6 protein-coding genes are annotated in these 8449 nt (G+C 43.7%); 1 reads left to right on the forward strand and 5 read right to left on the reverse strand.

Annotation, left to right across the window (positions count from 1 at the left end; all coding sequences use genetic code 11):
• Window positions 1-153: 153 nt before the first annotated feature.
• The 5 genes from pheT to trpX all read right to left on the reverse strand — a co-directional run bounded on the left by pheT (window position 154) and on the right by trpX (window position 6140).
• Window positions 154-2559, reverse strand: coding sequence for a phenylalanine--tRNA ligase subunit beta (gene pheT, locus PCY07_RS02880; RefSeq protein WP_301356676.1), 2406 nt, complete (start codon window positions 2557-2559; stop codon window positions 154-156).
• A gap of 157 nt (window positions 2560-2716) precedes the next feature.
• Window positions 2717-3232: an N-acetyltransferase gene (locus tag PCY07_RS02885; RefSeq protein ID WP_301356677.1), complete on the reverse strand. Its 516-nt coding sequence runs from the start codon at window positions 3230-3232 to the stop codon at window positions 2717-2719.
• A gap of 2 nt (window positions 3233-3234) precedes the next feature.
• Entirely contained in the window at window positions 3235-4281 is a 1047-nt protein-coding gene (gene pheS / locus PCY07_RS02890; RefSeq protein ID WP_013903845.1) for a phenylalanine--tRNA ligase subunit alpha, read from the reverse strand.
• A 314-nt stretch (window positions 4282-4595) separates the two neighbouring features.
• Window positions 4596-5015 carry a chromosome partitioning protein ParB gene (locus PCY07_RS02895; protein WP_301356678.1) on the reverse strand — a complete coding sequence of 140 codons (420 nt, stop codon included), beginning with the start codon at window positions 5013-5015 and terminating at the stop codon, window positions 4596-4598.
• Window positions 5016-5138: 123 nt separating this feature from the next.
• Window positions 5139-6140, reverse strand: a complete 1002-nt coding sequence (gene trpX / locus PCY07_RS02900; protein ID WP_223325009.1) for a tryptophan ABC transporter substrate-binding protein — start codon at window positions 6138-6140, stop codon at window positions 5139-5141.
• Window positions 6141-6655: 515 nt separating this feature from the next.
• On the opposite strand from trpX, the gene PCY07_RS02905 reads away from it, so the two are divergent.
• On the forward strand, window positions 6656-8317 hold the full coding sequence (locus PCY07_RS02905) for an NFACT family protein (protein ID WP_301356679.1): 1662 nt from the start codon (window positions 6656-6658) through the stop codon (window positions 8315-8317).
• The last annotated feature ends 132 nt before the right edge of the window (window positions 8318-8449 follow it).

Here is an 8449-nt window from a genome sequence, read left to right on the forward strand (position 1 = left end):
CATTCTCCTTCCTTTTTTCAGTAAATCTACTAATGTTTATTCTTCTATTATAAACCATCCTATGATCTTTGTAAATTCTTTCACAAACTTGTAAGAAGATTGTAATAAAACAAAAACAGCTAAGAGCATGTCTCAACTGTTTTCATCAAATTTTTAACGTACTTCTGCATTGACTTTTTCTTCAAGTGAAGCTTGGATTTTTTCCATGTAGCGTGCGACTTCTTCGTCCGTCAAGCTATCTTCTGGATTTTGGAAGGTCAAACTGTAGGCCATAGACTTCATGCCAAGACCTAGTTTTTCACCTGAGAAGACGTCAAAGAGTTTGATGTCTGTCAAGCGTTTAACGCCAGCAGCTTGAATCGCATCAACCACTTCTTGGTGGGTCACTTCTGCTTTGAGGAGAAGGGCGATATCACGGCTCACGACTGGGAATTTAGTGATTTCCACAAAGGCTGCGGCTGGTTGAAGAGCTGCTTCAATAGCAGATAAGTTCAATTCTGCCACATAGGTTTCTGGGATATCATAAGCCTTAGCTGTTACAGGGTGGACTTGCCCCAAGACCCCAATTACTTGGTCACCAAGTGAGATTAGGGCTGTCCGACCTGGGTGGAGACTCTTGATTTCAGATGTTGCTGTATAAGTCACATCAAGACCCAAGCGAGCAAAGAGGGCTTCCAAAATTCCCTTAGCATAGAAGAAGTCAACTGGAACAGCTGCAGTTTGGAAGTCTTTTTCAGCGACTAGGCCAGTTAAAGCAAAGGCAAAGCTGTTGATTTCGTTTGGCAATTCTTCTTTTGGATTACCTGTCTGTTCAAAGACTTTTCCGATCTCATAGAGGGCCAAATCTTTGTTCTTGCGAGCGACGTTGTAAGCTACGGTATCTAAGATCCCTGAGATCATATTTTGACGGAGGACTGAACGATCCACAGTCATTGGCCACATGAGCTCTGTTAAATTGCTTGGGGCTGTAGCGAACTCCACTGCTTTTTCAGGAGTTGTCAGGGCGTAAGTGATGATTTCTGTTAAACCAGCTCCTTCAGCAATGGTCCGAACTTGGCGACGGAGTTTTTGAGTCTCTGTCAATTCACCTGCTGTCCCGTCATCTTTTGGAAGGGTTGCTGGTAATTTGTCATAACCATAAATCCGAGCAATTTCTTCAAAGAGGTCCGCTTCGATGGTGATGTCCCAACGGCGACGTGGAACGCTGACAGTAAAGGCTTCTGCATTTCCAGAAAGGCCAAATCCAAGGCGACGGAAGACATCTTCGACATCGGCATAAGTAAGATCAGTCCCAAGGACACGGTTAACATCTGCAAGAGTGGAAGAAACTTCTACATCTGAAGTATCAAGCTGACCTGCTGAAACGATACCCTTACGCACTGTGGCACCAGCCAATTCTGCAATCATGCTTGCTGCCGCATCAAGGGCTTCATTAACAGTTGCCACGTTGATGCCTTTTTCAAAACGAGAAGATGATTCAGAACGAAGGTTGAGGCGACCGCTGGTCTTACGAATCGATTTGCCATTGAAGACAGCAGCTTCAAGAACGACACGACTAGAGTTTTCAGAGATTTCTGTAGCTTGACCACCCATAACACCTGCAAGGGCAACAGGGTTATCCGCAACCGTAATCACTAGGTCACTTGTTTCCAACTCACGCTCTTCCCCATCCAAGGTTACCAATTTTTCACCAGCACGCGCTTCACGCACACGGATATCGTTTCCTTCGAAGGTATCTAAGTCAAAGGCATGCATAGGCTGACCAAAGTAAAGCAGGATATAGTTGGTCACGTCGACCACGTTATTGATCGGACGGATACCTTCGTTCATGAGGAGGTTTTGCAACCATTGTGGACTTGGTGCGATGGTTACATTGTCCAAGACACGTGCTGCATAGTAAGGTGCCTTGTCTGTGTCAATGCTGACAGAAAGAGCATCGGATGCAGCTTGGTCTGTTTCAGTCAAAGTAAAGTCTTTGAAGTTGACTGCCTTGTCATAGATCGCTGCTACTTCGTGCGCAACCCCACGCATAGAAAGAGCATCTGCACGGTTTGGAGTGATGGAAAGTTCAATAATTTCATCATCCAAGTCGAGGTAAGAGAAGACTTCTTCTCCTGGGACCGCATCTTCTGGCAAGATTTGGATGCCATCTGCGAATTCTTTCGGTACAACAGAGTCAGAAATTCCTAATTCACCAAGTGAACAGATCATCCCAAGGGATTCTAAGCCACGGATTTTCCCTTTTTTAATCTTGTAGTTGTCCGCGATGCGAGCACCTGGAAGAGCCACCATCACCTTGATGCCTGCTCGAACATTTGGTGCTCCACAGACGATTTGACGGGCTTCTTCTTCACCCACATTGACTTGGCAGACATGCAAGTGTGTTTCTGGCACATCTTCACAAGACAAAATTTCTCCGACAACAATTTTTGAGAGACCAGCAGCAGGTGATGCCACACCTTCTACTTCGATCCCTGTAGTTGACATTTTTTCAGCCAACTCCTCTGATGGCACATCCACGTCCACCAATTGTTTTAACCATTTATAACTAACTAACATATGTAAGATACCAAGGGCTAAGCAGAAATCTAGTTATCTTTCCTAGATCTCCATCCACCCTCGTTTTGATCCTTTCATTTTGTGTTTTCCAGCTCGAGGCTGGCTTAGGTAGGTCTCATAGCCTCCCCTTCTCTAGAATAGAAGTTTCTTGTTCCTTCTAGATCAATTTCTTTCTCAACAACCAGTCTGTATCCACGGTATCTCCGGTGATATACTGGTGTTCACTAAATCGTTCAAATCCAAAACGGTAGTAAAAATCCTGCGCCTTAAAATTGCGTTCCCAGACACCCAGCCAGGCCCAGTCAAAGCCCCGGCTCTTGGCTTGATCCAGCGCAAAGGTAAACATTTCCTTGCCAAAACCAGCCCCATGAAATTCCTTTTTGACATAGATCCGTTGGATCTCAAAGGACTTATCCATCTCTACTGGCTCGGTCTGCGCTTGACCCCAATTGATCTTGAGAAAACCACAGATTTCTTGATCTTCATTGAGGACAAAATAGGTTTCAGATTCTGGATCTAGCAGATCTTTCTCGATTTGCTCCAAAGAGAGCACTGTAGAGAAGTAATCTTCCAAATCTTTCTCAACAATATAGGGACCAAAGGTATCTCGGTAGGTTTCCACCTCTAGGTCACGTAAGGTCTGTGCCCGGTCGATTTTTACTCTAACTAACATGATTATTTAAATTGTTCTGAAAAACGGATATCCCCTTGATAGAAGCCACGGATATCATTGATTCCGTAACGAAGCATAGCCACGCGCTCTTGACCAAGTCCAAAGGCAAATCCTGAATAAACTGTTGGGTCAATACCACTCATCTCAAGGACGCGTGGGTGAACCATACCGGCTCCCATGATTTCAATCCAACCAGTTTTCTTACATACGTTACATCCAGCTCCACCACATTTGAAGCAAGAAACGTCCACCTCAACCGATGGCTCAGTGAATGGGAAGTAAGAAGGACGCAGACGGATTTGACGTTCTGCACCAAACATCTTTTGCACAATCAATTGAAGCGTTCCTTGAAGGTCTGCCATTGAGATGTTCTTCCCAACAACCAAGCCTTCGATCTGATGGAATTGGTGGCTGTGGGTCGCATCATCTGTATCCCGACGGAAAACACGCCCTGGAGAGATCATCTTCAATGGTCCCTTGCTAAAGTCATGCGCATCCATCGCCCGCGCCTGTACTGGTGAGGTATGGGTCCGAAGCAAGATTTCTTCTGTAATATAGAAGGTATCCTGCATATCCCGCGCTGGGTGATCTTTAGGCAAATTCATGCGTTCAAAGTTGTAGTAGTCTTGCTCCACTTCAAAGCCATCCACGACTTGGTAGCCCATCCCAATAAAGATATCTTCGATTTCTTCACTGGTTTGGGTCAAGATATGACGGTAACCACTAGCAACTGGACGCCCTGGAAGGGTCACATCGATACTTTCGCTAGCTAGTTTCGCTTGGACTTTCTTTTCTTCCAAGAGTTTGGTTGTTTCTTCAAAAGCAGCCGTCAAGACATCGCGGGCTTCATTGACGTGTTTCCCGATAACCGGACGCATCTCTGCAGAAACATCTTTCATCCCTTTGAGGATTTCAGTAAGGGAACCTTTTTTCCCAAGGACAGAGACCCGTAGTTCTTGCAATTCTTTTTCATTTTCAGCAGAGATCTGCTTCAAAGCTGCCAGCGTTTCTTCACGAAGCGCTTTTAATTGTTCTTCAATCGTTGACATATTTCCTCCATCATGGTCCCTCTACAGACATAGAAAAAACCACGCGCCAACACCCACATTCGGAGCGTTGACACGCGGTACCATCCGTTTTTATCTGTAAACCAGACCTTAATTTCTAAATCCTTTACGCAAGTGAATTCACTCAGCTTTCATGCAAAGAGCTTTCAGTCACGGCCCTTCTCCCTGTCGCACTTCCATTGAGATACTAGTCTTGCAGATTTCTATTCGATTACTATCTAGTTTAGCAGATTTTTTGTTAAAAAACAAGTTAGATGAGACTAATTTCAATAGACAAAGGAACAAGAGGCAGTGCATTATCTATTTACCTTGTCTGTTGCATCTGCTTGCCTTTCCAATAGAAGAGTGGCTGCTTGGTTAAAACCATCACACCAGTTATACCATTTTGCTTCATACTCATCTTGAGGCAAGATACGATGTTTCAAATCCAAAACAGAGGTTATCTTTCTTTCCTCGCAAGCTTGCGCATAGAGATCATACAACTCATCGCCACCATCTCTATCAAACTCAGCAGAAATCATATCCCGACCTGCCAATAAAGCCTGATAAGCCCTGTGATGCCCGTCTGTAATCAAGAAGCGATTTCCAAATGCAAGAACACTAATTGGATCCACATTGATGATTTCTGCCGACTGATCCAGCATCTGGATAGCTTGTAACTTCTTTTCTGATAAATATAGTTGGGTCGGATGAAGATCTGTTATCTTGACTTCCATATCTTTCTCCTCTACCATGAGTAACATAGTTGGTCATGAGCACTGGTAGACATTTTTAAAGGTCACGATTTAAAGACCTGCCAAAGCCAAATTCCCCCGCCATTCTTGTTATTCGTTTTCTTTTTATTTAATGACTTGTCCAGCATCTTTCAAGACAGATTCTGGAATAGTAATACCCAATTCATCTGCTACTTTTTTGTTGATCACAGATTTTCCTTGGCTAAAGATTTCTACAGGTGTATCCGCTGGTTTTTGACCTTTCAAGATCTTGGCAGCCATTTTACCAGTTGCAACCCCAAGATCGTGTTGGTCGACAACGACTGAAGCAAGACCACCCGCTTCTACCATGGCTGTCGCACTTGGGAAGATTGGTTTTTTAGCTGTTTTGTTAGCTTCGACAACTGTTGAGAAGGCTGAAGCGATGGTATTGTCGATTGGAACCCAGATGGCATCGACTTTACCAGTCATGACAGAAACTGTTGAAGCAACTTCGTTTGTTGAAGGTACAGAGTAAGGAATCACCTTGAAACCTGCTTTTTCAGCTAATTTTGTAAATTCTTCTACTTGAGATTTAGAATTATCCTCACTGGTTGAGTATAGGGCACCGATTGTTTTCACATTCGGAGTCAACTCTTTGATCAATTTCAACTGTTGCTCAGTTGGATTGTGGTCAGATACCCCAGTAATGTTGCCACCTGGTTTTTTCAAATCTTTGACCAAGTTGGCGCCGACCGGATCGGTGATGGCTCCCATAACGATGGGTTTGTCTTTGGTTGCACTAGCCAAACCTTGAGCAGATGGGGTTGCAATCCCAATCAAGACTTGGTTATCCTTGTCTACCAATTGTTTACTCATGGTCGCCACCTTGTTTTGGTCGCCTTCTGCATTGAGAAAATCAATGTCCACTTTGTCCTTGTCATAACCTTCTTCAGCCAAACCATCTTGAATTCCCTTGTAGATCAAATCAAGCGAAGGGTGGCTAACCAACTGCAAGACCCCAACTTTAGCCTTTTCATTGCTGCTTGCTGCCTTGTTGTCTTTGCCTGCTGTAGCTGAATAGATCGCTGTCCCAATGACTGCTGCTGCAATCAAACCAATAATTCCCATTAACCGTTTATTTTTCATTTTTAATACCTCTTCTATTTTTCATTTTCTTCTTTTTTTCCATCATCTAAAGACTGCGACGCCATCGTTTCTTCATATCTTTTCTCCCTTCTCATCTAAAACAAAAAAAAACGCCCACACATAGCAAAAGCTATGTGAGGACGTGTCATCGCGGTGCCACCTCACTTATGGGAAAAAGACAGTCTCCCCCATATCTCCGTCTTGTCTAGCAACAAGTTGCACGATAAGGTGTGCCAACCGAATTTTTATTGTTTCAAATTCATCTCATCATTAGTCCAATTTCATAAACTGCCGCTACCCACTCTCAGCAACCGTAGGCTCTCTTGAAACTTTCATTTACTACTTTTCTAATTTCTTACATTTTAAAGTTTTCTTTCAAAAATGTCAATACTTTTTCTGCATTTTTTTGAAAACGTTCGCATTTTCTATTGAACAGCCCCTTGCTTCCTTCTGGGATTTCCGCTCTAATTTTGATATAATTTACTAGAATAAACGCTAGAATGATGAGGAATCCCATGTCTTTTGATGGATTTTTTTTACACCATATGGTGCAAGAATTGAAGGCCGAACTCTTGAGTGGTCGCATTCAAAAAATTAACCAACCTTTCGAGCAAGAATTGGTACTCCAAATCCGAGGCAATCGGAAAAACCAAAAACTCTTGCTCTCTGCCCATTCTGTCTTTGGACGGATTCAACGGACCCAGACCAACTTTGAAAATCCTGCCTTTCCCAATACCTTTATTATGGTTATGCGCAAATATCTTCAAGGTGCTGTCATCGAAGGGATTGAGCAAATGGAGAACGACCGGATTCTTGAAATCCGTGTCTCCAATAAAAACGAAATTGGAGATGCTATTTCTGTCAGCCTCATGATCGAAATCATGGGCAAGCACAGTAATATTATTCTCCTGGACCGCACCAGCAATAAAATTATCGAAGCTATCAAACACGTCGGCTTCTCACAAAATAGCTACCGGACCATTCTCCCTGGATCAACCTATGTAGCTCCTCCGAAAACCGACGCAGTTAATCCTTTTACAATTGGGGATGAAGCCCTTTTTGCCCTTCTTCACAAGGAAGAGTTAAGTCCAAAGAACCTTCAAAAATGTTTCCAAGGTTTGGGGCGAGATACGGCTCAAGAATTAGCCAAGCGACTTGAGACAGATGAAAAATTAAAAACCTTCCGTGCCTTTTTCCAAGCTCCAACTGAGCCTCGCCTAACGACCAAATCCTTCTCGGCTATCCCCTTTGCAGATGCGACCAATCAAACCTTTGAGACACTTTCTGATCTGCTGGATGACTATTACCGAGACAAGGCTGAGCGCGATCGGGTGCAACAACAGGCCAGTGAATTAATCCGCAAGGTTGAAAACGATCTTGAAAAGAACCGGAAAAAATTAGCCAAACAAGAAGCTGAGTTAGCGGCAACCGACAATGCGGAAGAATTCCGACAAAAAGGAGAATTGCTGACAACCTTCCTCCATCAGGTACCAAACGACCAAGACCAGGTTGTTTTGGATAATTACTATACCAACGAGCCCATTACCATCCAACTCAACAAGGCCCTGACCCCCAACCAAAATGCCCAACGCTACTTTAAACGCTACCAGAAGTTAAAAGAAGCCGTCAAACATTTGACCATCCTCATTCAAGAAACCAAGGAAACCATTTCTTATCTTGAAACGGTTGAAACAGCCCTTTCTCAAGCGAGCCTGGCTGAGGTGGCAGAAATTCGAGAAGAGCTAATCCAGACCGGCTTTATCAAACGGCGCAACCGTGAAAAAATTCATAAACGGAAAAAACCTGAGAAATACCTGGCGAGTGATGGAAAGACTATCATTTTAGTGGGTCGCAATAATCTGCAAAACGATGAATTAACCTTTAAGATCGCTAAGAAAGATGAACTCTGGTTCCATGCCAAGGATATTCCGGGAAGCCACGTCGTCATTACAGGAAATCTAAATCCATCGGATGAAGTGAAGACCGATGCTGCAGAGTTGGCCGCCTACTATTCCAAGGCCCGTCTCTCAAACTTGGTCCAAGTAGATATGATCGAAGCCAAGAAACTCAATAAACCAACTGGTGGAAAACCCGGTTTTGTCACCTACACCGGCCAGAAGACTCTGCGGGTCACACCAGAAGAAGAAAAAATCAAAGCCATGAAACTAACAGACTGATTTCAAAAATAAAAGAGAGTGGGACAGAAATCGGTAATTCGTTAGAATTCGATTTCGTCGTCCCACCTCCGCACAGTTGAGTAGGGCTGTAAAAGCTGATGAAATCAGCGTAGTAGAGCCCACTCAACCACT

It is taken from the genome of Streptococcus sp. SP1 (assembly GCF_030440005.1).
In the GTDB taxonomy this organism is placed as follows: domain Bacteria; phylum Bacillota; class Bacilli; order Lactobacillales; family Streptococcaceae; genus Streptococcus; species Streptococcus parasanguinis.

Coding starts and splice junctions, on each gene's coding strand:
- pheT (WP_301356676.1), bottom strand. CDS start 2,559: ATGTTAGTTAGTTATAAATGGTTAAAACAATTGGTGGACGTGGATGTG.
- PCY07_RS02885 (WP_301356677.1), bottom strand. CDS start 3,232: ATGTTAGTTAGAGTAAAAATCGACCGGGCACAGACCTTACGTGACCTA.
- pheS (WP_013903845.1), bottom strand. CDS start 4,281: ATGTCAACGATTGAAGAACAATTAAAAGCGCTTCGTGAAGAAACGCTG.
- PCY07_RS02895 (WP_301356678.1), bottom strand. CDS start 5,015: ATGGAAGTCAAGATAACAGATCTTCATCCGACCCAACTATATTTATCA.
- trpX (WP_223325009.1), bottom strand. CDS start 6,140: ATGAAAAATAAACGGTTAATGGGAATTATTGGTTTGATTGCAGCAGCA.
- PCY07_RS02905 (WP_301356679.1), top strand. CDS start 6,656: ATGTCTTTTGATGGATTTTTTTTACACCATATGGTGCAAGAATTGAAG.